We start from the raw sequence: 21,211 nt of genomic DNA, 5'->3' as shown, positions 1-21,211 counted from the left end.
ACCGCACCCACGTCCGCGATCAGACCGCCGCCCGGCTCCCGATCGTCTCCCAGGCCTCCGGCAGCGCCGCCTCGGCCTCCGCCGCCCGCTGTTCCTCCCTCCCGTACAGCACCCCGTACGTGAAGGCGCTCTCCCCCGCCGCGTACGCCTCGGTTCCGAGTTCGAGCACCGCCTCGCGGGCCATCACGCTGTCCTGGTGGTCGCCGAGCAGGGTCTGCAGGGACTTCATCGACTTGACCAGGTCGGCGGCCGGTGTGCCCAGGGCGGGGGCGGCGGCCTCGGCCGCGTACCGGGTGCGCTTGGCCTTCTTGCGGGCCTCGTGCATCGCGAGGTCGCGGTCGGTGCCGGAGGGGCGGTCGAGGGCCTCCGCGATCAGGTCGGAGACCTTCGCGAAGTCCTTGCGTACGGCCTTCGCGATCACCGTCGCCGGGTCATCCGCCGCCGCCTTGAGCAGCGGCGGATCCGCGACGAGCGCGTCGAGCGCGATCAGCAGGCCGAGGTAGCGCTCGCCGTCGAGTACGGCGATCAGCCGCTGCCGGGAGCCGCCGCGGCGGGCATCCGACCAGGTGCTCAGACGGGTGGGGACGGGCCCGGAGAGAAGGCTGTGCGGCAGGTCGTCGAGGGCCCGCGTCAGCCGCTCGGTGAGGACCTCCTGGTCGCGGTCGACGCCCAACTCGCCTGCCAGCCACTTCAGTTCGTCGCCGATCGGGTCGGTGACGGCACGGTCGAGGATCTTGCCGTACGAACGGAACGTGCTGCGCATCCGTCGGGTGGCGACGCGCATGCTGTGCACGGAGTCGTGGAGGTCGCGCCGGACGGCGGGGTCCAGCTCGATGATCGCGTCGCGCTGGGCACGGATGTACGCGAGGACGTGATCGCCGGCGCTGACAGGCGCCTTCTCCAGCGCGTGCGCCTTCTCCACAGCGTGCGCCTTGGCCTTCTTCCCCTTCCCCTTCCCCTTCGACTTCGACTTCGACTTCGGCGCCGTCTCCCCCAGCGCCTTCGCCAGTTTGGACGCCGACGAGGAGCGGGCCAGGCCCGCCTTGCGGAGCTTCTTCTCGACCTTGTCGAGGAAGGCGGGGTCGCCGTCGTCCGCGAGCTCCACCTCGATCTCGGTCCACTCGGCGGTGCCCTTGCCGCCGCTGAGCCGCTCGGCGCGCACCCGGTCGAGGCTGACCTCGGCGAGCAGGGCGCCGGAGTCGTCGACGAGGTGGCGGACATCGCGGGCCGAGCGCAGCCTTACGAGGGGGACGAGCTCGGCGTCGCGCACCCGGGAGCGTACGAGGCCGGTCAGCTCGTGGGGCAGGTCGTCGGAGAGCGGAGCCCGGATCTCGTCGCGTACGTCTGCGGAGACGGGGAGTTTGAGGTGCCAGCCCGCGTCGTCGCCGCCGGTGCGGCGGCGCAGTGTGAGGGAGGCGGCGGCGAGCCGCTGGTCGGCCGTGTCGTAATAGGTGGCGTCGAGTTCGGCGATGCCCTTGTCGATGACGGATGCGACCCCCGCGACGCCCGTCAGGTCTGGCAGGCCCGCGTCGCCCTTGTCCGCGGGACCCTCGTACTTACGCTCGATCTCGCGCTTCGTGTCCGCCATGAACTGAATCTAGACGCGATTTCGGCACACGGGCAGCCCCCCATGTGTGCGGAGTTGTCATCTGAGCCACATGTTCCGTTGTTCCCGGTGTCGCCGCACGTTCCCGGCGGCGACACCGGGGCGTCACCTACGCCGACATGGGCCGCTGCACCCTGATCGACTGCAACAGCCCTATGGCCACCCACACCGCGAACATGGATGAGCCGCCGTACGACACAAAGGGCAGTGGCAGCCCCGCGACCGGCATGATGCCGAGAGTCATGCCGACGTTCTCGAAGGACTGGAAGGCGAACCAGGCGATGATGCCGGCGGCGACGATCGTGCCGTACAGCTCGGTCGTCTCGCGGGCGATACGGCAGGCGCGCCACAGGATGACGCCGAGGAGCACCAGGATGAGCCCGGCGCCGACGAAGCCGAGTTCCTCGCCCGCGACGGTGAAGACGAAGTCCGTCTGCTGTTCGGGGACGAACTGCCCGGTGGTCTGCGAGCCCTTGCCGAGGCCGGTGCCGAAGAGGCCGCCGGAACCGATCGCGATACGTGCCTGGTTGGTGTTGTAGCCGACGCCTGCCGGGTCGAGTTCAGGGTTGGCGAAGGCGGCGAAGCGGTTGATCTGGTACTCGTCGAGGATCTTCAGCTGCCAGACCGCGATCGCGCCGAGCGCACCCGTGCCGAGCAGCCCGAACACCCAGCGGTTGGAGGCGCCAGAGGCGAGCAGTACGCCCAGCACGATGATGACCATGACCATGACCGAGCCCAGGTCGGGCATCAGCATGACGATCATCATCGGCACGGTGGCCAGGCCGAGGGCCTGGAGGACCGTGCGGTGGTCCGGGTAGGGCTTGTCGCCCGCGTCGACGCGGGCCGCGAGGAGCATCGCCATGCCCAGGATGATCGTGATCTTCACGAACTCCGAGGGCTGGAGCGAGAAGCCGCCGCCGAGAACGATCCATGCGTGAGCGCCGTTGACCGTGGCGCCGAGCGGGGTCAGCACCGCGAGGATCAGGGCGACCGAGAGGCCGTACAGGATCGGGACGGCCGTGCGCAGGGTGCGGTGGCCGAGCCAGACCGTGCCGACCATCAGGCCGAAGCCGATGCCGGTGTTCATGAGGTGGCGGATCAGGAAGTAGTACGGGTCGCCCTGGTTGATCTCGGTGCGGTTGCGGGTCGCCGAGTAGACGAGGGCCGAGCCGATGACCGAGAGCGCGACGGCCGAAAGGAGTATCGGCCAGTCGAGCCGGCGGGCCAGCGAGTCGCGGGCGAACAGCCGCGAGAGGCTGCCGCGTTCGGGTCCGTACCCGGAGACGGAGAAGTTGTTCGCGCCGGTCATGTGAGCAGTCTCCGGTTCCCGGTCGTCCTGCGCCTGCCACACCCGCGGCCTCGGGCTCGGCGCCGTCGGGTGTCACGGTTCTCCGCCGACGGCGAGGACGTCGTCGCCCCCGGGAGCTGTCCGTCCACACCGCCGAGCGGCGCGGTCTCGCTGGCCTGTTCCTTCTTCGGGTCGTACTTCTCGATCTTCGGGGAGTCGATCGAACCGTCGGACTCGATCTTCGGCAGGCTCTTCTGCGGGGTGGGCAGCAGGGCCTTCTTGCTGTCGATCTTGCCGTCCGGGGAGACGCCGTAGAGCGCGTTGTAGATGTTGCGCACGGCGGGGCCCGAGGCGCCGGAACCCGTACCACCCTGGGAGATGGTCATGACGACCGTGTAGTCCTTGGTGTACGTGGCGAACCACGAGGTCGTCTGCTTGCCGTAGACCTCGGCCGTACCCGTCTTGGCGTGCATCGGGATCTCGTCCTGCGGCCAGCCGCCGAATCGCCAGGCGGCCGTACCGGTGGTCGCGACTCCCGCGAGGGCTCCGTCTATTTCGTCGCGCGTCTTGGAGGTCATCGGCAGCTTGCCGTTCGCCTTCGGCTCGATCTCCTCGACGGTCTTGCCGTCGGCGCTGACGATGGCCTTGCCGACGGTGGGCTCGTACAGCGTGCCTCCGTTGGCGATCGCTCCGTAGATCGCGGCCATCTGGATCGGGGTGACGAGGGTGTCGCCCTGGCCGATGGAGTAGTTGACGGAGTCACCGGCGCGCATCTTGTTGCCTTCGAGGCAGTTCTCGTACGCGATCTGCTCGGCGTACGTGCCGCCCTTCTTGCCGTACTTGCACCAGGCGTCCTTGTTCGCCTCCCAGTAGCTCTGCTTCCACTGGCGGTCGGGGATGCGCCCGGTGACCTCGTTCGGGAGGTCGATGCCGGTCTCGGCGCCGAGGCCGAACTGGTGTGCCGTCTTGTAGAACCAGTCGTCGGGGTTCTTCTTCGGGTCGATGCCGCCGTCCTTCTTCCACTCCTCGTGCGAGAGACGGTAGAAGACGGTGTCGCAGGAGACCTCCAGGGCCCGGCCGAGGCTGATCGGTCCGTATCCCTTGGACTCGAAGTTCTTGAAGACCTGGCCGCCGACGGAGTACGAGCTGGAGCACTCGTAGGGGCCGTCGAAGGAGTAGCCCGCGTTGACCGCGGCGGCCGTGGGCACGACCTTGAAGATCGAGCCGGGGGCCGACTGGCCCTGGATCGCCCGGTTGAGCAAGGGATAGTTGGAGTTCTTGCCGGTGAGCTGGGCGTAGTCCGTGCCGGAGATGCCGCCGACCCAGGCGTTCGGGTCGTACGTCGGGTTGGACGCCATGGCGACGACCCGGCCGGTCTTGGCCTCCATCACCACGACGGCCCCGGAGTCCGCCTTGTAGTTCTCGCCGGTGTTCTTGTCGAACTGGGTACGGGCGACCTTCATCGCCTCGTTGAGCTCGTACTCGGCGACGCTCTGCACGCGGGCGTCGATGCTGGTGACGACGTTCGAACCGGGCTGGGCGGGGTCACTCTCGGCCTGGCCGATGACGCGGCCGAGGTTGTCGACCTCGTAGCGGGTGACGCCCGCCTTGCCGCGCAGCTCCTGGTCGTACTGGCGCTCCAGGCCCGAGCGGCCCACCTGGTCGGAGCGCAGGTACGGCGAGTCGGTGTCCTCGGCCTTGGTGATCTCGTCGTCGGTGACGGGCGAGAGATAGCCGAGCACCTGCGCGGTGTTGGCCCCGCCGGGGGCGGCGTAGCGGCGTACGGCCTGGGGCTCGGCGCTGATGCCGGGGAAGTCCTCGGAGCGCTCGCGGATCTGCAGGGCCTGCCTGGCGGTGGCCTCGTCGGTGATGGGGATCGGCTGGTAGGGCGAGCCGTTCCAGCAGGGCTGCGGCGTCTCGGCGTCGCAGAGGCGGACCTTCTCCATGACCTCCTTGGGCGTCATGCCCAGGACGCCGGCGAGCTTGGTGAGGACGGCCTCGCCGTCGTCCTTCATCTTCAGCAGGTCGGTGCGCGAGGCGGAGACCACGAGCCGGGTCTCGTTGTCGGCGATCGGCACCCCGCGGGCGTCCAGGATCGAGCCGCGTACGGCGGGACTGACGACCTGCTGGACGTGGTTGCCGGAGGCCTCCTTGGCGTACTCGTCGCCGTTGCGGATCTGGAGATACCAGAGGCGTCCGCCAAGGGTGCCGAGGAGGGAGAGTACGAGAACCTGGATGACGACGAGTCGGATCTGGACCCGTGGGGTCCGACCGGTCTCGGGGATGTTGGTCACTGCTGCTGCCTCCCCCTCTCAGTGTGCGTACGAGTCATACGAGTACACGGTGAACCTGTGCGTCCAGGCCACCAACTGGTGCGCGTTCAAAGCCGCTTGACCCCCTTGATGCGTCCTGCCCGGGCGACCCGCGCCTTGGCGGCCTTCACTCTGAGTCCGCCGCGCTGGCTGCCGATGCGCAGCCCCGTGCCCGAGGACAGCCAGCCCGCGGCGACATCGGCCGACTTGCCGCCCGAGTTGGCCTCGGCGAGCGGGTCGTTCTCGGCGCGTCTGGCCAGGGCCATGAGCCCCGGGACCACGAAGGGCGCGAGCAGCAGGTCGTACAGGGCGGCGCTGAACAGCAGGCCGGAGAGGCCCACATGGCGGGCGGAGGTGTCGCCGACGAGGGCGCCCACACCGGCGTACAGGAGGGTGGATCCGATCGCGGCGGCGACGACCACGGCCATCGGTCCGGTCGCGGACTTGAGCTGGCCGTTGTCGGGCTTCGCCAGGCCGGCCAGGTAGCCGATGATGCACAGTACGAGCGCGTAGCGCCCGGCCGCGTGGTCGGCGGGCGGGGCGAGGTCGGCGAGGAGGCCGGCGCCGAAGCCGATGAGGGCGCCGCCGACATGGCCGTAGACCATGGCCAGGGCCAGCACGGTCAGTAGCAGCAGGTCGGGGACGGCGCCCGGGAGGTGGAGCCGGGCGAGGACGCTCACCTGGATCACCAGGGCGACGACCACCAGGGTGGTGGAGAGCAGCATCCGGTTGAAACGCATGGGGATTCGGCTCCTACTGCAGCTGGCCGTCGACGGGCACGTCCGCCGAGGGGATGACCGTCACGGTCACCGTCGGCGTGGGAGTTGGCTTGGGTTTGGGCGGCAGCACGGCGTCGCGCGGGTCCTTGTCGGGGGTCTGCACGACGACACCGACGATGTCGAGCTTCGTGAACGAGACGAACGGCTTGACGTAGAGGGTGCGGGTCAGGTCGCCACCGGACGGGTCGACACGGGAGACGACACCGACGGGTACGCCGGGCACGAACGGCTTGTCGGCCTGCGAGCCGAAGGTGACCAGCCGGTCACCCTTGTTGATCTTGGCTTTGCCGTTGAGCAGTTCGACGCGCAGCGGCTGGTCGCCCTGTCCGGAGGCGAAGCCGAGTTCGTCGGTGGCCTCCATGCGCGTGCCGACGGTGAAGTCGGGGTCGTTGGCGAGCAGCACGGTTGCGGTGTTCGGGCCGACCGTGGTGACGCGCCCGACCAGGCCGTCTCCGTTGAGGACGGTCATGTCGCGGGTGATGCCGTCGCCGGAGCCCACGTCGATCGTCACGGTCCAGGAGAAGCCCTGGGCCGCTCCTATGGCGATGACTTCGGCGCCCTTGATGCCGTACTGGCCGGCGCCCGCCGTCTTGAGCATCTTGTCGAGCTGGGTGAGACGGCTGCTGTTGCGGTCGTCGCTGCCGAGCTTCGCCTTCAGCGCCGCGTTGTCCTGTTCGAGCTGGGAGATGCGGTCGTGCCGCTCTCCCGAGTCGCGGACCGCCGCGATCGCGTTGCCGACGGGGTCGACCGCGGACGCCACCCCGTTCTCGATCGGGCCGAAGACCGTGGCGGCGGCCCCCCGGGCACCGTCGACCGGTGACTCCTCGCCACCGCGGATGTCCACCGTGATCAAAGCGAACGCGATGGCGATCAGCAGCACCAGGAGCAGCCGGCTCTCTCGTGTGTCCCTCACGTGCGGCGGCCGTGCCTTCCTACGTCGGAATGGTTCAGGAATGAGTTCGGGATGCGTCAACAGGGGCGCACCCCGAGCAGAAATGCCAAGGGTGTTGAGAATGTTATGGGGGAGCCTATGCCTGAATATCAACGATCCGCCGTACGAGAAGGGTGCATCTCGTACGGCGGAATCGAAGAGTTACCTCATCTGCGCGGCTGGGCGTCCAGAACCTGCTGGAGTGCCTCGAACTCCTCGACGCACTTGCCGGCGCCGAGCGCCACGCTGTCCAGCGGGTCCTCGGCGATATGGATCGGCATGCCCGTCTCGCGGCGCAGCCGCTCGTCGAGACCGCGCAGCAGGGCTCCGCCGCCGGTCAGAACGATTCCGCGGTCCATCACGTCGCCGGAGAGCTCCGGCGGGCACTTGTCGAGGGTCGTCTTCACCGCGTCGATGATCGCGTTGACCGGTTCTTCGATGGCCTTGCGCACTTCGGCCGCGGAGATGACGACGGTCTTGGGCAGCCCGGACACGAGGTCCCGGCCACGGATTTCGGTGTGTTCGTCATTGTCGAGGTCGTACGCCGAACCGATCGTGATCTTGATCTGTTCGGCAGTCCGCTCACCGAGAAGAAGCGAGTACTCCTTCTTGATGTGCTGGATGATCGCGTTGTCCAGCTCGTCGCCCGCGACGCGGATGGACTGGGCGGTGACGATGCCGCCGAGCGAGATGACCGCGACCTCCGTGGTGCCGCCGCCGATGTCCACCACCATGTTGCCCGTGGCCTCATGGACCGGCAGGCCGGAACCGATGGCGGCGGCCATCGGCTCCTCGATGATGTGCACCTGGCGCGCCCCGGCCTGGGACGACGCCTCGATGACGGCACGGCGCTCGACGCCCGTGATGCCCGAGGGCACACAGACGACGACACGGGGGCGCGCGAGGTAGCGCCGCTTGTGGATCTTCAGAATGAAGTAGCGGAGCATGCGCTCGGTGATCTCGAAGTCGGCGATGACACCGTCCCGCAACGGACGCACGGCAACGATGTTGCCGGGGGTCCGGCCGATCATCTTCTTCGCTTCCGAGCCGACCGCGAGAATGCCACCGGTGTTGGTGTTGATCGCGACGACGGAGGGCTCGTTGAGTACGATCCCGCGACCCCTGACGTACACCAGCGTGTTGGCGGTCCCGAGGTCGACAGCCATGTCACGGCCGATGAACGACATTGAGTTCCCCATCAGGATTCGTCTGGCCTTCCCAAGTGGAGCTTTGACGGCTTTTTAGGACGGCGAGTTGGGTGCAGTGAGGTGAAGGCTTACATCGTAGACGCGCCTGCACGAACACTGCGCGAGGGTCTTCGCCATTGTCAGCAGATGAGACGACGCCCCGCTCCTGGAGACGGGCCATCGGGGGTACGCGTTCCCCCGATCGGCACGCATATGCCACGGGACGGCCGTAAATACACGGCCGTCCCAGGTCAGACAGGAGAGTGGGGCTGACGCCCCCTCAGAAAGATTCTCGAAAAATACTTATGGCCCGAAGCTCACGCCCCGGCGCCCGTTCAGCCGCGGCCGGGGAAGAAGATCTTCAGCTCGCGCTCGGCGGACTCCTCGGAGTCGGAGGCATGGATCAGGTTCTCGCGGACGATCACACCGAAATCGCCGCGGATGGAGCCCGGAGCGGCGGCGATCGGGTCGGTGGGACCAGCGAGCGCGCGAACTCCCTCGATGACCCGCTCACCCTCGACGACGAGCGCCACGACCGGCCCCGAGGCCATGAACTCCACCAGCGGCTCGTAGAAGGGCTTGCCCTTGTGCTCGCCGTAGTGCTGCTCCAGCGTGTCCTGGTCCAGCGTCCGCAGCTCCAGCGCGGTGATCTGCCAGCCGGCCTTGCGCTCGATACGGCTGATGATCTCGCCGGTCAGGCCGCGACGGACGGCGTCGGGCTTGAGAAGGACGAGGGTGCGCTGGCTCACTTGATGGCTCCTTCAATCACATGGCGTGGGGGAACCGAGGCTACAGGGCGTGTCTGGGTAGGTGTTACGCAACGTCAGGTGATACGGGGGTACGCCGCCACCACTACGCCGCGTTGCCCCCCGGCTGACCCTGCGCCGGGTCCTGGGCCTGCGCCGCGAACCGGGCCTTGGCCTCGTCGATCTCCCGCCCGTAGTGGATCGACGCCCACCACAGGGCGGCGAAGATCAGCCCGAGAATGAACATCGACGGCACGAAGAACCCACTGGCGATCAGCGCGATCTGCAGCGCCCAGCCGAGCTGGAGGCCGCCCGGCCGCGTGATCACGCCGCAGAGCAGGATGCTCAGCGCCATCAGGATCCCGCTGACCGTCCACACCGTGGAGGTCGCCAGATCGGGATCCTTCATCGCGACCAGCGCGGCGAACCCGATGACGAAGAACTCACCGATCAGAGTCGAAGCACAGAGCGTACGCACAGCGGTCATCCCCTCCCCAACAGCAGCCGGGCCTCGCCGACGGTGATGACGGAGCCGGTGACAAGCACACCGCTTCCGGCGTACTCGCCCTCTTCCTCGGCCAGCGTGATCGCGGCCTCCAGTGCGTCGTCGAGCCGCGGCTCCACCTGCACCCGGTCGTCACCGAAGACCTCGACAGCGATCCCGGCCAGTTCGTCCGCGTCCATCGCGCGCTGACTGGAGTTCTGTGTGACCACCACTTCGGCGAAGATCGGCTCGAAGGCCTCGAGGAGCCCCCGTACGTCCTTCTCCGCACTCGCGCCCACCACACCGATCAGCCGGCTGAAGTCGAACGCCTCGCTGACGGCCTCGGCGGTCGCACGGGCCCCGGCCGGATTGTGCGCGGCGTCCAGCACGACGGTGGGCGAACGGCGGACGACCTCCATACGGCCCGGCGAGGTGACCGAGGCGAAGGCCTTGCGGATGTTGTCGATGTCGAGCCGCTGGGTCTGCCCGGCGCCGACGCCGAAGAACGCCTCGACGGCCGCGAGCGCCACCGCGGCGTTGTGCGCCTGGTACGCGCCGTGCAGCGGCAGGAAGATCTCCTCGTACTCCCCGCCGAGCCCGCGCAAGGTGACCAACTGCCCGCCGACGGCGACGCTCCGCGCGACCACCCCGAACTCCAGCCCTTCCCGGGCCACCGTCGCGTCCACCTCGACGGCCTTCTTCAACAGCACCTGCGCCGCGTCCACCGGCTGCTGCGCCAGGATGACGGTCGCGCCCGCCTTGACGATGCCGGCCTTCTCCACGGCGATCTCGCCGGGCGTGCCGCCCAGCCGGTCGGTGTGGTCGAGGTCGATGGGGGTGATGACGGCGACATCCCCGTCGATCACGTTGGTGGCGTCCCAGCTCCCGCCCATGCCGACCTCGACGACGGCGACGTCGACCGGCGCGTCGGCGAAGGCCGCGTACGCCATACCGGTCAGCACCTCGAAGAAGGACAGCCGGTACTCCTGCTGCGCGTCGACCATCTCGACGTACGGCTTGATGTCCTGGTACGTCTCGATGAACCGCTCGGCGGAGATCGGCGCCCCGTCGAGGCTGATCCGCTCGGTGACCGACTGCACGTGGGGGCTGGTGTACCGGCCGGTGCGCAGGTCGAAGGCGCCGAGCAGCGCCTCGATCATGCGGGCCGTGGACGTCTTGCCGTTCGTCCCCGTGATGTGGATCGACGGGTACGCCCGCTGCGGCTCGCCCAGCGTGTCCACCAGTGCGGCGATCCGGCTGACGGACGGCTCCAGCTTCGTCTCGCCCCAGCGCGTCGCGAGCTCGGCCTCCACCTCGCGCAGCGCCTTGTCGGTCTCGGGGTCGGCCGGGCGGCCGGGTACGTCGGCCTCCGGGCCGCCGACGCCCTGGGTACGCAGGGTTCGGCTGCCGGCCTCGATCACCGCGAGATCGGGGTCACGACCGGTCTCGGCCGCGACGATCTCCTCGAAGAGACCCAACGGATCCTGCGGTTCTGACTCGCTGCTGTCGTGCGGGGGGAGCTGGCTCACGGGGCCAGTCTACGGAGGGGTCGAAGGCCCTCCGGCGCGGGCAAGAGTTTCAGCCCGTCCGGCGTTTGAGGACGAGGCCGTTCAGGCCGAAGCGGGGGTCTGGGGGCGGCAGCCCCCAGGAACGGGACGGGCAGGGGCGGAGGGGGCGAAAAACTGCCCTCCCCGCCCCTCGCTCACGCCTGCGGCAACCGCTCCAGCTGCTCCTTGATCCGGGCAATGTCCTCGTCCGCCTTGGCGAGCCGCGTGCGGATCTTCTCCACCACCTGGTCCGGTGCCTTGGCGAGAAACGCCTCGTTGCCCAGCTTCCCGTGCGCCTGGGCCTTCTCCTTCTCGGCGGCGGCGAGATCCTTCGCGAGCCGCTTGCGCTCCGCGGCGACATCGATCGTGCCGGACAGGTCGAGCGCGACGACGGCACCGCCGACCGGCAGGGTCGCCGTGGCCGAGAAGCCCTCGCCCTCCGGCTGGAGACGCAGCAACTGCCGGATGGCCGCCTCGTGCGGGGCCAGCGCGGTCCCGTCGAGGGTCAGCCGGGCCGGCACCCGCTGGCCGGGCTGCAGGCCCTGGTCGGCACGGAAGCGCCGGACCTCCGTGATGACCTGCTGGAGCGTCTCGATCTCCCGCTCGGCGGCGTCGTCGCGGAAGCCGCCCGGGGTGTCCGCCCCAGGAACCAGCACAGCCTTCGGCCACTCGGCGACCACGACGGACTCACCGCCCGTGAGGGTGGTCCAGAGCGTCTCCGTCACGAACGGGACGACCGGGTGGAGGAGACGCAGCGTCACGTCCAGGACCTCACCGAGGACCCGGCCCGAGACCTTCGCCGGCTCGCCGCCCGCCATGAACGTCGTCTTCGACAGCTCGACGTACCAGTCGAACACCTCGTCCCACGCGAAGTGGTAGAGCGAGTCGGACAGCTTCGCGAACTGGAAGTCGTCGTAGAAGGCGTCGACTTCGGCGACGGTCTTGTTCAGCCGGGACAGGATCCACCGGTCGGTCGCCGACAGCTTCGACGCCTCCGGCAGCGGGCCCTGGACCGTCGCGCCGTTCATCAACGCGAAGCGCGTGGCGTTCCAGATCTTGTTGGCGAAGTTCCGGGACGCCTGGACCCAGTCCTCGCCGATCGGCACATCGGTGCCCGGGTTGGCGCCGCGGGCGAGCGTGAAGCGGACGGCGTCGGAGCCGTACTTGTCCATCCAGTCGAGCGGGTCGACGACGTTGCCGAAGGACTTCGACATCTTCTTGCCGCGCTCGTCGCGGACCAGGCCGGTGAGGGCAATGGTCTTGAAGGGGACCTCGCCGTCCATCGCGTACAGGCCGAACATCATCATCCGGGCGACCCAGAAGAAGATGATGTCGTGGCCGGTGAGCAGGACGTCGGTCGAGTAGAACTTCTCCAGATCGGGAGTCTGTTCGGGCCAGCCGAGCGTGGAGAACGGCCACAGCCCTGACGAGAACCAGGTGTCGAGGACGTCGGTGTCCTGGGTCCAGCCCTCGCCGCTCGGCGGCTCCTCGTCGGGGCCGACGCAGACGACCTCGCCGTCAGGGCCGTACCAGACGGGGATCCGGTGGCCCCACCACAACTGCCGTGAGATGCACCAGTCGTGCATGTTGTCGACCCAGTCGAAGTAGCGCTTCGACATGTCCGCGGGGTGGATGGCGACCCGCCCGTCACGGACGGCGTCGCCGGCGGCCTGGGCCAGCGGGCCGACCTTGACCCACCACTGCATGGACAGGCGCGGCTCGACGGTCGTGCGGCAGCGCGAGCAGTGCCCCACGCTGTGGACGTACGGGCGCTTCTCGGCGACGATCCGGCCCTGCGAGCGCAGCGCGCCGACGATGGCGGAGCGGGCCTCGAAGCGGTCGAGGCCCTGGAAGGGGCCGTGGACGGTGATGACCGCCCGCTCGTCCATGACGGTGATCGACTCCAGGCCGTGACGCTGGCCGATGGCGAAGTCGTTCGGGTCGTGGGCGGGGGTGACCTTGACGGCGCCGGTGCCGAACTCGGGGTCGACGTGGGTGTCGGCGACGACGGGGATGGTCCGGTCGGTGAGGGGCAACTTGATGCGCCTGCCGACCAGATGCCTGTAGCGCTCGTCGTCCGGGTGAACGGCGACGGCGGTGTCACCGAGCATCGTCTCGGCACGGGTGGTCGCGACCACGAGGGTCTCGTCGCCCTCCCCGTACTTGATGGAGACGAGCTCGCCGTCGTCCTCCTGGTACTCGACCTCGATGTCGGAGATCGCGGTCAGGCAGCGGGGACACCAGTTGATGATGCGCTCGGCGCGGTAGATCAACTCGTCGTCGTACAGCTTCTTGAAGATGGTCTGGACGGCCTGGGACAGCCCCTCGTCCATGGTGAACCGCTCGCGCGACCAGTCCACACCGTCCCCGAGCCGGCGCATCTGCCCGAGGATCTTGCCGCCGTACTCTTCCTTCCACTGCCAGACGCGCTCGACGAACGCCTCACGGCCGAGGTCCTGCCGCGACTTGCCCTCCTCGGCAAGCTGCTGCTCGACCTTGTTCTGCGTGGCGATACCCGCGTGGTCCATGCCCGGCAGCCACAGCGCCTCGAAGCCCTGCATGCGCTTACGGCGCGTCAGCGCGTCCATGAGCGTGTGCTGGAAGGCGTGCCCCAGGTGCAGCGAGCCGGTGACGTTCGGCGGCGGGATGACGATGGTGTACGCGGGCTTGTCGCTCTTCGCGTCGGCGGCGAAGTAACCCCGCTCGACCCAGCGCTCGTACAGCTTCCCCTCTACCTCGGCCGGCGCGTACTGGGTCGGCAGGTCGGAGGTGGGCGCGGGTGGCTGCTGCTGAGCGTTGTCGGTCACAGGGTCAGTTTAGAGGCGTCACGGGGGTGTCCTGAAACGCGTTTACTTCGTAACGGTGGAGCCCACCTACGGCTATGCCGAACTCGCCAGCGGTGACGGCGGTTCGATCGACGGCACGGCGTCCCTAGCTGCCAAGCTCCGCAATGACGTCCCCGTCAATGCGGAGCCGCAACGACGAGAGGGGGCACTTCGACAGTGAGCGCCCCCTCTCGTCGCAGCGGCTACCCGTCAGGCATTAGGCCCACGAACAGGCCTTCTGCCTTACACTATTTGTGACTCCAAGGTCCCAGAGCAAGGAAACGCATAGCGGATGAGGAGTCGTCGTTCCCAGCCCGGTGGGCAGTGCCGGGTAGGAACAAGCGGTTGTCACTTTCGCGCCAACGACGTACCCATAGCTGTTGACTATGCCGGTGCACTGGGCGACCGTGGCCGAGGCCGACGAAGCTGTAATGAGCGGTGCAATCCCTGCGGCTACAACCACACCCACAGTTGCCAAGATGCGCTTCGTCTTCATTATTGAAACTCCCATTCTTGGGCAGCCACTCGAACGTGTGGCCGATTCAGTTCATGTGATCACGGAACTGGCCCTACCTTCAAGACATGACGTGAACCTGACGCAATTTCATCGCTGTGTAGCTGAATGACGACGCCAGACACTGCATGCGTCCCCACAGCTGTTAACTAGGGAGTGGGTTTCGCCGACTTCCTCTCGATGTAACCGCGGCCAAACGGCCCGCAGGGCGCTGGAAGCCGAGACCCTGGTGATGCACTGCGTGTGGGATGCGCGACCAGTGTGAGGTCATTCAGGCGCGGCACCGCATCTCGCGAGGAAAACGTTCAGACGAAGGACACGAACGTCGGCAGCAAGCTCGTGGGCAGCCCCACGGCGTTCACTCCCGCCGGCTTCGAGAACGGCGTCATGAAGTGCCAGACGATCGAGTCCACCGCATCCGGCACGACCGCGAGCATGCCTTTCTGCATCTGGGGTGACCACAGCACGCTCGCCTACGTGATGTCATACGACCTGGCAGAGCTGACCGCGGGCAAGAGCAAGTCGCTGGACGAGGCGGCCGAGTTGACCGCCAAGCTCCGCGTGGATGTACGCGTCAAGGCCTGACGCCCCCGGGCGGCGACGGAACCAACGGCGAAGGGGCCCAGGTCAGTTGACCGGGGCCCCTTCGCCGTACGGGATCTGCCTACGCCGTCTTCTGCTCGCCCGGACCGCGTCCGCGCGCATCCCGCGGGATCAGCGTCGGGTTCACGTTCGAGCGGACGACCTCGGACGTGATGACGACACGGGCCACGTCCTTGCGGGACGGGACCTCGTACATCACGGACATGAGGACTTCCTCCATGATGGCGCGCAGCCCGCGGGCGCCGGTCTTGCGGAGGATGGCCTGGTCGGCGATGGCTTCGAGCGCCTCGCCCTCGAAGTCCAGCTCCACGCCGTCGAGTTCGAAGAGACGCTGGTACTGCTTCACCAGTGCGTTGCGGGGCTCGACGAGGATCTGGAGGAGGGCCTCGCGGTCCAGGTTGTGGACGGAGGTGATGACCGGGAGACGGCCGATGAACTCGGGGATCATGCCGAACTTGACCAGGTCCTCCGGCATGACGTCCTCGAACTGGTCCTTGGCTTCGAGTTCGATTTTCGAACGGATCGTCGCGCCGAAGCCGATGCCCTTCGCTCCCGCCCGCGACTCGATGAGCTTCTCCAGGCCCGAGAAGGCGCCGCCCACGATGAACAGCACGTTCGTCGTGTCGATCTGGATGAACTCCTGGTGCGGGTGCTTGCGTCCGCCCTGCGGCGGGACCGAGGCCGTGGTGCCTTCGAGGATCTTCAGCAGGGCCTGCTGGACACCTTCGCCGGACACATCACGGGTGATCGAGGGGTTCTCGCTCTTGCGCGCGACCTTGTCGATCTCATCGATGTAGATGATGCCGGTCTCGGCCTTCTTGACGTCGTAGTCCGCTGCCTGGATGAGCTTCAGCAGGATGTTCTCGACGTCCTCGCCGACATACCCGGCCTCCGTCAGCGCCGTCGCGTCGGCGATGGCGAACGGGACGTTGAGCATGCGGGCCAGGGTCTGGGCGAGAAGTGTCTTGCCCGAACCCGTCGGGCCGAGAAGCAGGATGTTGGACTTCGCCAACTCGATGGCGTCCTCGCGGTTCTGCCCCGCGCTGTTCTCACCGGCCTGGACGCGCTTGTAGTGGTTGTACACCGCGACCGAGAGCGCCTTCTTGGCCGGCTCCTGGCCTACGACGTACCCCTCGAGGAACTCGTAGATCTCGCGGGGCTTGGGAAGTTCCTCCCAGCGCACCTCGCTCGTCTCCGCCAGCTCTTCCTCGATGATCTCGTTGCAGAGATCGATGCACTCGTCGCAGATGTACACACCAGGGCCTGCGATGAGCTTCTTGACCTGCTTCTGGCTCTTGCCACAGAACGAGCACTTGAGCAGATCGCCGCCGTCACCGATGCGTGCCACGGTGTGCTTCCCCTTCGCCTGGGAGACGCCTAGGTCCAGCGGCTCCTGGTGCTGCCTTATGTCCGACGGTACCTTGCCCAGCCCCCCGTTCGGGCCCCCCTTGGCGCGGTTCACTTTGTCGTGAACCGTGCCAAGGAGCGGCAGATGCTACAGGGATACGTCAGACGACCGCGTTGTTGTTCATCTTCCGGGTGGAGATGATCTGGTCGATCAGGCCGTACGCCAGCGCGTCCTCAGCCGTGAGGATCTTGTCGCGCTCGATGTCCTCGCGGATCTTCTCGATCGGCGTGGTCGAGTGCTTGGCCAGCATGTCTTCCAGCTGCGCACGCATCCTGAGGATTTCGTTCGCGGCGATTTCGAGGTCGGAGACCTGCCCGCGGCCGGTCTCACTGTAAGGCTGGTGGATCAGAACGCGCGCATTCGGAAGAGCCATGCGCTTGCCCGGCGTACCGGCGGCCAGCAGGATGGCGGCGGCCGAGGCGGCCTGGCCCATGCAGACCGTCTGGACGTCCGGCTTCACGAACTGCATCGTGTCGTAGATGGCCGTGAGCGCCGTGAATGAGCCACCGGGGCTGTTGATGTAGACCGAGATGTCACGGTCGGGGTCCATCGACTCCAGGCACAGCAGCTGCGCCATGACGTCGTTGGCGGAGGCGTCGTCGATCTGCACGCCGAGGAAGATCACGCGCTCCTCGAACAGCTTCGCGTACGGGTCGTACTCACGCACGCCCTGCGAGGTGCGCTCGACGAAGCGCGGGATGACGTAGCGGGACTCCGCGCGAGGACCGGTGTACTCGGCCTGCGTGCGGGCGAAGAGGCCGCTGCCGGGGAAGTCGTTCACTGTGTCTCCTGAAGAGCCTGAAAAGGGCTGTGGCGGTCGGCTGGAGGCGCTGGGGCGCCTGCGCCACCCCGTGGGGGCGATGAGAGGCCCGCGCCGCCCTGAGGGGCGCTGAGGGGCTTACGCCGCCCCGGTACCGCCGCCGCCCGGCATGGCGGACGCGGTGGGCATGATGTCGTCGATGAGGCCGTACTCCTTGGCCTCGACCGGGTCGAACCAGCGGTCGCGGTCCGAGTCGCGGGTGACCTGCTCCACGGTCTGGCCGGTGTGGAACGCGGTCAGCTCCGCCATCCGCTTCTTGGTGTGCAGCAGCCGCTCGGCGTGGATCTTGATGTCCGACGCGGAACCGGCGAGGCCGGCCGAGGGCTGGTGGATCAGGATCTCGGCGTTCGGCAGCGCGAAGCGCTTGCCGGGGGTGCCGGCGCTGAGCAGGAACTGGCCCATCGAGGCCGCCATGCCCATGGCGATCGTCACCACGTCGTTCTTGATGTACTGCATGGTGTCGTAGATCGCCATGCCGGCAGTGATCGAGCCGCCGGGGCTGTTGATGTAGAGGTAGATGTCCTTGTCCGGGTCGGAGGCAAGGAGCAGCAACTGCGCGGTGATCTTGTTGGCGATGTCGTCGTCGACCGCCTGGCCGAGGAAGATGATCCGCTCGCCGAGCAGCCGGTTGTAGACCTGGTCACCGAGGCCACCACCGATAGGGTCGCCGGCAGCTGTGGGCATCAGATTCGTCACGTATCCACCTGCTCGTCTTACGACGGCGCCGGGCCGTCTCACGTCTTCGGCTGGGGCGTGGGACCCCGGTACACACCGCCATGGGAGCGGCTGTACACCGCCTCCGGGCGGCTTCGGGGACTCCCTGCCCTCGTCTTCATGGACCCTAACGCGCGGGTCCCTCCGGGGAATCCCGGAGGGGGAACTGTTCGCTGTGAGCGCATGCGCGGCGCCTGCTTGAACAGGGTTTCAGTGGCCCCCGGCAGGGGCGCGGGGAACTGCGCGAGCAACCCACCACAAGCCGCACGCGCCGATGGGCAGCCCGTGGCAGACGCGTGTGCGGCCTTGTGGGGGCCGACCGCGCCCCTGAAGAGCACGACGGGCCCCCGGGGGCAAGAAGTCCCCGGGGGCCCGTCATGGCGTACAGAGCGAGGCGGTCAGGCCTCGGTCTTCTCCTCGGCGGCGTCGCCGTCCGTGACCTCGGTGGCGGGCTCGGTCGCGGCCTCGGCCTCGTCCTCGTCGGCCAGGTCGACGATCTCGCCGTTGGTGTCCTTGACCACGGCGGCCTCGACGACGACCGCGAGGGCCTTGCCGCGGGCGACCTCGCCGACCAGCATCGGGACCTGGCCGCCTTCGACGACGGCCTGGGCGAACTGGTCGGGGGACATGCCGGAGGAGGCCGCGCGCCGCATGAGGTGCTCGGTGAGCTCCTCCTGGTTGACGCTCAGCTTCTCCTTGTTGACGAGCTCGTCCAGGACGAACTGCGTCTTGATGCCCTTGACCGCGGCTTCCTCGGTCTCGGCGTCGAACTCCTCGGCCGTCTTGCCCTGGATCTCGAGGTACTTCTCGATGTCGAGGCCCATCTGACCGAGCTGGTGGTGCTCGAGGTTGTGCTTACGGGTGTTGATCTCGTCCGCGAGCAGCTTCTCGGGGACCGGGACCTCGACCAGTTCGAGCAGCTTCGCCAGGACGCGCTCCTGGGCCTGCGTGGCCTGGTCGTACTGCTTCATGTTCTCCAGGCGCTTGCGGCTGTCCGCCCTGAGCTCCTCGATGGTGTCGAACTCGGAGGCGAGCTGCGCGAACTCGTCGTCCAGCTCGGGCAGTTCGCGCGCGGCGACCTGGCTGACCTTGACGGTGACCTCGGCGTCCTTGCCGGCCGCCGAGCCGCCCTTGAGCTCGGAGGCGAAGGTGGCCTCGCCACCGGCCTCCAGGCCCTTCACGGCCTCGTCGATGCCGTCGAGCAGCTCGCCGGAACCGATGGTGTACGAGACGTCGGAGGCGATGCCGTCCTCCAGCACCTCGCCGTCGACCTTGGCCTCCAGGTCGAGGGTGACGACGTCGCCGTCCTGGGCGGCGCGCTCGACCGGGGAGGTCGAGGCGAAGCGCTCGCGCAGCTCGGTGACGGCCTTCTCGACGTCCTCGTCGCTGACCTCGACCGCGTCGACCTCGACCTCGATGCCGGAGTAGTCCGGGATCTCGATCGTCGGGCGGACGTCGACCTCAGCGGTGAAGTTCAGCGTCTCGCCGTCCTTCAGCTCGGTGATGTCGACCTCGGGCTGGCCGAGGACGTTCAGCTCAGCCTCGTTGACCGCTTCGGTGTAGAACTTCGGGAGCGCGTCGTTGACGGCCTCCTCCAGCACGGCGCCGCGACCGAACCGCTGGTCGATGACGCGCGCCGGGATCTTGCCCTTCCGGAACCCCTTCACCGTGACCTGCTGGTTGATCTTCTTGTACGCCGCGTCGAGGCTGTCCTTGAGCTCCTCGAAGGGCACCTCGATGCTGAGCCGAACCCGAGTCGGGTTCAGGGTCTCCACGGCGCTCTTCACGGTTCGGTCTCCTTGTGGCTGACTTCTTGGGGGTTCTGCTGCGTGCTGCTGCCGAGTCGGGCAGAGCCTTGGGCGGATTCGCGGCCCTTGAGAGACGTCGTAACAATGCAGACACACGGGCACGCAGCTTGCATAGTAACCGCAGGCGGTACACGCCCCAAAAGGTGATCTTGGCGATCGTCCGGCACGGCGGCCGCACGGTGGTCGGGGTGGCGGGATTTGAACCCACGGCCTTCCGCTCCCAAAGCGGACGCGCTACCAAGCTGCGCCACACCCCGTCTGGTGCGACACGTAAGATACATGCCTCGGGCGGGTACGGCTGCCGCATTTCGGGAGCGTGCAAGGGGCACGTAACGCGGTGTGCGGCGAAGGGGTGCGACCCGCTACGATGTTCTCCGTGCCGCGGTCACTCCACCTGCGGTGCGTCCCACGCGGGCGTAGCTCAATGGTAGAGCCCTAGTCTTCCAAACTAGCTACGCGGGTTCGATTCCCGTCGCCCGCTCCAAATGACGTAGGGCCAGGCGAGATGTTCAATCCTCCGCCTGGCCCTTGTCGTTGCCGGGGGCTCCGTTCAGTCCGCCGTGTCCGCCGTGTCCCCCGCGTGCCCCTTGGGCTTGGCGATCTTGCCTCTTCGGCCTCTTGGCGCCCTGGATCATGTCCAGACAGCGTCGCTCTCCGACTGCGCCCAAACCAGTTGCGCCTCGCTCAGCCGAGGAGCGAACCCCTCGGGGAACATCAGCATGAGCGGCTGCGGCCACACGTTTTCAGGCCCGTGCTGTTCGCAGTGCAGGGCGATGAGATGCGCCCCCTCCCCACACGCCTCGTGCCAGTAATGGCGGTCATGGGTCAGGCAGAAGTACGAGTACGTCGAGCAGTCGTCTTCCTCTGTCGGTTCGTAGAAGTCACGGTCGCGGACGATCTGCGTCACCGGCTCCTGCCGGTTGAGACGGGGGATCGGCCGGGGATCACGCCACAGCAGGCGAGGAGGAAGCACGTACTCATCCTGTCTCTTTCTCAGGGATGACGCCTCAGGTGGAGCCCAACCACGACCGGCATCCCGCACATGGCGTCCGGGCATGACGAAGCCCCGGCGGCCCCGCGTTGGGCGCCGGGCCGTCGGTGTTCGTTCAGAACTGGATCGAGTTGATGGTCTCCGCTATGGAGTTGAGGAACCGCTGGATGTCGTCGGCCATACCTGTCGAGGCGAGGAAGAAGCCGAAGAGCACCGCCACCACGGCTGGTCCCGCCTTGATCGATCCTCCTCGGATCAACACCACGAGGATGATCGCCAACAGGAGCACCACTGACAGCGAAATGGCCACAACTGATCACACCCTACGGTCGGTCTGCTCTCCCGGCCCGAGGGTGCAGCCCCACACACCCCCGCCAGAACCATCGTGCCACCAACCCGGCTCCCGTATGCCGCGGGTGACGCATCGTCGGCTACGGCCACATGAGCCCCACACCGCGGTTGCCCCTCCGGCCGGGTGAACTGCGGTGCTGCGCACTGCAATTCGAAGGTAGGCCTCACGGGAAATTCAGAGTGATCGTTTCCGTGTCCACACATCCTGTTCGCAGGTAATTCGAATTGTTGTCACAGGCACATCGAAGGCGTCGAGAGCGGGTCGAAAAATGCCAACGAATCGGACATACCTCTGGA

18 protein-coding genes and 2 tRNA genes are annotated in these 21,211 nt (G+C 67.6%); 3 read left to right on the top strand and 17 right to left on the bottom strand.

Features of this window, described 5'->3' with window-relative positions:
• Positions 1-19 precede the first annotated feature (19 nt).
• The 10 genes from ACFYPC_RS07320 to ACFYPC_RS07275 form a co-directional block, all read right to left on the bottom strand.
• On the bottom strand, positions 20-1,588 hold the full coding sequence (locus tag ACFYPC_RS07320; RefSeq protein ID WP_388672219.1) for a CHAD domain-containing protein: 1,569 nt from the start codon (positions 1,586-1,588) through the stop codon (positions 20-22).
• A 127-nt stretch (positions 1,589-1,715) separates the two neighbouring features.
• On the bottom strand, positions 1,716-2,915 hold the full coding sequence (gene rodA, locus ACFYPC_RS07315) for a rod shape-determining protein RodA (RefSeq protein WP_388672216.1): 1,200 nt from the start codon (positions 2,913-2,915) through the stop codon (positions 1,716-1,718).
• Positions 2,912-5,188: a penicillin-binding protein 2 gene (gene mrdA, locus ACFYPC_RS07310; RefSeq protein WP_388672213.1), complete on the bottom strand. Its 2,277-nt coding sequence runs from the start codon at positions 5,186-5,188 to the stop codon at positions 2,912-2,914. Before mrdA ends, rodA begins: the two co-directional genes overlap by 4 nt.
• An 86-nt stretch (positions 5,189-5,274) precedes the next feature.
• Entirely contained in the window at positions 5,275-5,946 is a 672-nt protein-coding gene (mreD, locus tag ACFYPC_RS07305) for a rod shape-determining protein MreD (protein WP_388672210.1), read from the bottom strand.
• A 13-nt stretch (positions 5,947-5,959) separates the two neighbouring features.
• Positions 5,960-6,898 (bottom strand): rod shape-determining protein MreC, encoded by a 939-nt coding sequence (gene mreC, locus ACFYPC_RS07300; RefSeq protein ID WP_388672207.1) that lies wholly within the window; start codon positions 6,896-6,898, stop codon positions 5,960-5,962.
• 185 nt (positions 6,899-7,083) lie between these two features.
• On the bottom strand, positions 7,084-8,103 hold the full coding sequence (locus tag ACFYPC_RS07295; protein ID WP_168528104.1) for a rod shape-determining protein: 1,020 nt from the start codon (positions 8,101-8,103) through the stop codon (positions 7,084-7,086).
• A gap of 335 nt (positions 8,104-8,438) precedes the next feature.
• A complete protein-coding gene (ndk, locus tag ACFYPC_RS07290; RefSeq protein WP_365441692.1) occupies positions 8,439-8,852 on the bottom strand; it encodes a nucleoside-diphosphate kinase in 414 nt (137 codons plus the stop codon).
• Positions 8,853-8,955: 103 nt separating this feature from the next.
• Positions 8,956-9,327, bottom strand: a complete 372-nt coding sequence (locus ACFYPC_RS07285; RefSeq protein WP_388673372.1) for a DUF4233 domain-containing protein — start codon at positions 9,325-9,327, stop codon at positions 8,956-8,958.
• A gap of 5 nt (positions 9,328-9,332) precedes the next feature.
• On the bottom strand, positions 9,333-10,862 hold the full coding sequence (locus tag ACFYPC_RS07280; RefSeq protein ID WP_388672202.1) for a bifunctional folylpolyglutamate synthase/dihydrofolate synthase: 1,530 nt from the start codon (positions 10,860-10,862) through the stop codon (positions 9,333-9,335).
• A 173-nt stretch (positions 10,863-11,035) separates the two neighbouring features.
• Positions 11,036-13,687: a valine--tRNA ligase gene (locus ACFYPC_RS07275; RefSeq protein ID WP_388672199.1), complete on the bottom strand. Its 2,652-nt coding sequence runs from the start codon at positions 13,685-13,687 to the stop codon at positions 11,036-11,038.
• Between the two features lie 425 nt (positions 13,688-14,112).
• Here ACFYPC_RS07275 and ACFYPC_RS07270 point away from each other — a divergent pair, with 425 nt between their 5' ends.
• The gene (locus ACFYPC_RS07270) at positions 14,113-14,331 is read left to right on the top strand and encodes a hypothetical protein (protein ID WP_388672196.1); all 219 of its coding nucleotides are present in this window, start codon (positions 14,113-14,115) and stop codon (positions 14,329-14,331) included.
• 227 nt (positions 14,332-14,558) lie between these two features.
• Positions 14,559-14,804, top strand: a complete 246-nt coding sequence (locus ACFYPC_RS07265) for a hypothetical protein (protein WP_388672193.1) — start codon at positions 14,559-14,561, stop codon at positions 14,802-14,804.
• Positions 14,805-14,883: 79 nt separating this feature from the next.
• Here ACFYPC_RS07265 and clpX read toward each other — a convergent pair whose 3' ends face one another.
• The 5 genes from clpX to ACFYPC_RS07240 form a co-directional block, all read right to left on the bottom strand.
• On the bottom strand, positions 14,884-16,170 hold the full coding sequence (gene clpX, locus ACFYPC_RS07260; protein WP_384374029.1) for an ATP-dependent Clp protease ATP-binding subunit ClpX: 1,287 nt from the start codon (positions 16,168-16,170) through the stop codon (positions 14,884-14,886).
• Positions 16,171-16,330: 160 nt separating this feature from the next.
• A complete protein-coding gene (locus tag ACFYPC_RS07255; protein WP_384468206.1) occupies positions 16,331-17,011 on the bottom strand; it encodes an ATP-dependent Clp protease proteolytic subunit in 681 nt (226 codons plus the stop codon).
• A gap of 117 nt (positions 17,012-17,128) precedes the next feature.
• Positions 17,129-17,734 carry an ATP-dependent Clp protease proteolytic subunit gene (locus ACFYPC_RS07250; protein ID WP_383688054.1) on the bottom strand — a complete coding sequence of 202 codons (606 nt, stop codon included), beginning with the start codon at positions 17,732-17,734 and terminating at the stop codon, positions 17,129-17,131.
• Between the two features lie 428 nt (positions 17,735-18,162).
• Positions 18,163-19,551 carry a trigger factor gene (tig, locus tag ACFYPC_RS07245; protein WP_388672190.1) on the bottom strand — a complete coding sequence of 463 codons (1,389 nt, stop codon included), beginning with the start codon at positions 19,549-19,551 and terminating at the stop codon, positions 18,163-18,165.
• Between the two features lie 201 nt (positions 19,552-19,752).
• Positions 19,753-19,829 (bottom strand) — tRNA-Pro (locus ACFYPC_RS07240).
• A gap of 153 nt (positions 19,830-19,982) precedes the next feature.
• Here ACFYPC_RS07240 and ACFYPC_RS07235 point away from each other — a divergent pair.
• Positions 19,983-20,056: transfer RNA gene (locus ACFYPC_RS07235), tRNA-Gly, on the top strand.
• A gap of 147 nt (positions 20,057-20,203) precedes the next feature.
• Here ACFYPC_RS07235 and ACFYPC_RS07230 read toward each other — a convergent pair.
• Positions 20,204-20,545, bottom strand: coding sequence for a hypothetical protein (locus tag ACFYPC_RS07230; protein ID WP_388672187.1), 342 nt, complete (start codon positions 20,543-20,545; stop codon positions 20,204-20,206).
• A gap of 133 nt (positions 20,546-20,678) precedes the next feature.
• The gene (locus ACFYPC_RS07225) at positions 20,679-20,873 is read right to left on the bottom strand and encodes a hypothetical protein (protein ID WP_190035304.1); all 195 of its coding nucleotides are present in this window, start codon (positions 20,871-20,873) and stop codon (positions 20,679-20,681) included.
• Positions 20,874-21,211: the final 338 nt, after the last annotated feature.

The sequence above is a fragment of the Streptomyces sp. NPDC005808 genome (genome assembly GCF_042871385.1).
GTDB lineage: Bacteria > Actinomycetota > Actinomycetes > Streptomycetales > Streptomycetaceae > Streptomyces.
The sequence above is the reverse complement of the archived record's forward strand: the minus strand, read 5'-3'. Positions and strand labels throughout refer to the sequence as shown.